The sequence below is a fragment of the Enterobacter cloacae complex sp. 342H5 genome (assembly GCF_050030905.1).
Classification (GTDB): domain Bacteria; phylum Pseudomonadota; class Gammaproteobacteria; order Enterobacterales; family Enterobacteriaceae; genus Enterobacter; species Enterobacter intestinihominis.
The window spans coordinates 1-2,511 of record NZ_JBLGVB010000005.1 but is presented as its reverse complement, the minus strand read 5'-3'; the positions used below and the strand labels follow the sequence as shown (position 1 = coordinate 2,511).

Sequence of the window (2,511 nt, the reverse complement as noted above, 5' to 3'; positions counted from 1 at the left end):
CAGCGCTAGCGGAGTGTATACTGGCTAAAATGTAACACCGCAGTAACGCATAGCATAACTGCTACATAAGACAGGCGCAGAAAATGAAAGAAAACGCGTCAGGAGAAAATGTAATACAGGATATATTCCGCTTCCTCGCTCACTCACTCGCTGCGCTCGGTCGTTCGGCTGCGGCGAGCGGTACGGGCTTACGGGTGGAGCAGAAATTTCCTGGGGGATGCCAGCTAGGGGATGCCAGGAAGATACTTAGCGAAGAAGGCATAAGGCCGCGCCGAAGCCGTTTTTCCATAGGCTCCGCCCCCCTGACGAGCATCACGAAATCTGACGCTCAAATCAGTGGTGGCGAAACCCGATGCGGCTTAAAGATACCAGGCGTTTCCCCCTGATGGCTCCCTCGTGCTCCCCCGCATTCCTGCCTTTCGGTTTACCGGTGTCACTCCGCTGTTATGGCCGCGGTTTCTCATTCCACGCCTGACACTCGGTTCCGGGAAGGCAGTTCGCTCCAGGATGGACTGTATGCACGAACCCCCCGTTCAGTCCGACTGCTGCGCCTTATCCGGTAACTATCGTCTTGAGTCCAACCCGGAAAGACACGTAAAAACGCCACTGGCAGCGGCCACTGGTAAGGGGTATACAAGATTACTGGTGCAGAGTTCTTGAAGTTGACGCCTGACTGCGGCTACACTAGAAGGACAAATTTGGTGGCAGCGGTCTTGTACACCCTGTTACCACGGTTCAGAAACTTGCCGGTTTGCTGAACCTTCGAAAAACCACCTTGCCGGGTGGTTTTTTCGTTTACAGGGCAAGAGATTACGCGCGAAAAAAAAGGATCTCAAGAAGATCCTTTTATAAATTAGACATCCAACCTCACAAAGAGGAATACTTAAATCATCTTGGTATATGTATCGGTCGGATTACATCAGATATAAGCCCGCACTGCCCCCTCCCCGCCAGACACCACACTTTAACCATAACACCTCGCACCTAACTCGATATGCAGCCCACCATCAAGCCTCTTTTCACATAAAAAATGACCTATAGTTAGATGGTTAGTGACCAAAACTGATATGGATAAAAGGAGCTGGCTTTGAAAAAGATTTTTGTTTCCGTGTTCGCAGCGGCAGTTGCGCTTTCAGCCCTCACCGGCTGCACGCGCACAAGCTATGCCATACACACCAATGACGGGCGCACTATTGTCAGCGACGGCAAACCTAAAGAATCAGACTCAGGCCTGCTTGGCTATACAGACGCGAATGGTGTCAAACAGCAGATCAATAAAACCGACGTTAAAGAAGTCTCCGAAATTCCGCACTGAGCATCTTCTCCGAAAAAGGCCGCTAATGTGGCCTTTTTCTTTACCTGGGGTTCTCCGCCAAAATCCCAGCAAATTGCACCACCAAAGCTAAAAGCTTCCAGGGTTGTCTAAAAAGCACAAGACATTAGAGGAAGTGCGGTTTTTATAATCAAGCCCCCCAAGAATTTACCATAACATCCGTTGCCCGCACCGCCTCAGACGCACTCAGCGCTTTTCTGACGGAACCATGACCAAAAACCACAACAAACCACCCCGGAACCCGCCAGAAACGCTCCTGTTAAATTTTAACGGCATGCATGACTATGCACCAGAATGACGGCATGCTCTTTTCACGCAAAAATCATCACCAGACGGGGAAAATCACCAGTGACCAGACAGGAATCCGCCGCCCTCAACATGGCCAAATTTATCCGCTCACAGACACTCCTCCTCCTCGAGCGGCTCGAACAGATGGATCTGGATGAGGCTGCCGGCTGCTGTGAGCACCTGCACGATCAGGCCGAAGCACTTTACACCATGCTGAACGCACAGACAGGCGAGGAAGATGCGTGAAAATCGGTGAACGGGTGCGCAATTCAGTGCGCGGCCGTGAGGCGATGGCGGGGTGTCGGGGCGCAGCCCTGACCTGGGTATTTGTGATGCCGGCGCGTGCGCGGTATTACAAATACACATCCTGTCCTGAGTGGTTCCCCGGGAACAGGCAAAAAAAAACCGGGGAGCTGCCCGGAAGGTAAGTCAAGTTAGATTAGATTACTTTCACTCATCCATAACAGCATCATGCAACGACGACCATCGTCCGTGACGGCCGCCTCGTTTAAGTATGGACAGAAATACAGAAAATGCTCAGGACGAAATGTAATGAATGCGAACGGATTCAAGAAATTCGAGCATGACCGTCCTTACGGCCGGTTCAGTTTCAGACAAAATCTGCCGGTATGCATCCAGCATCATGGCTCCGGCATCCCCCCGGCACGCCGGAGCCAGCCCGAAACAACAGACACAAACAGGTGTCGCTCATCATCAAGAGTCATCAGGTCTCCGGAAGAAAAACCAAACATGGCTTACCTCCTGTTAACGGCAACGCAGAAGAAAGGTTTACAGGGTAGCGGGCAGGAAAATAAAAAAATTGCAGTCAGCCCGGAACGGCTGCTGAACCGGTACAGGCGGGTTCCGGGCGCAGCGCCGGACCAGTCACT

General features: G+C 51.9%; 3 protein-coding genes. All 3 read left to right on the top strand.

Annotation, left to right across the window (positions count from 1 at the left end):
• Positions 1–516: 516 nt before the first annotated feature.
• The 3 genes from ACQG03_RS23570 (at position 517) to ACQG03_RS23560 (ending at position 1,867) form a co-directional block, all read left to right on the top strand.
• Positions 517–660: a hypothetical protein gene (locus ACQG03_RS23570; RefSeq protein WP_032610644.1), complete on the top strand. Its 144-nt coding sequence runs from the start codon at positions 517–519 to the stop codon at positions 658–660.
• Positions 661–1,087: 427 nt separating this feature from the next.
• Positions 1,088–1,315, top strand: coding sequence for a YgdI/YgdR family lipoprotein (locus ACQG03_RS23565; RefSeq protein ID WP_021243043.1), 228 nt, complete (start codon positions 1,088–1,090; stop codon positions 1,313–1,315).
• A 366-nt stretch (positions 1,316–1,681) separates the two neighbouring features.
• Positions 1,682–1,867 carry a Rop family plasmid primer RNA-binding protein gene (locus tag ACQG03_RS23560; RefSeq protein ID WP_032105038.1) on the top strand — a complete coding sequence of 62 codons (186 nt, stop codon included), beginning with the start codon at positions 1,682–1,684 and terminating at the stop codon, positions 1,865–1,867.
• Positions 1,868–2,511 lie beyond the last annotated feature (644 nt).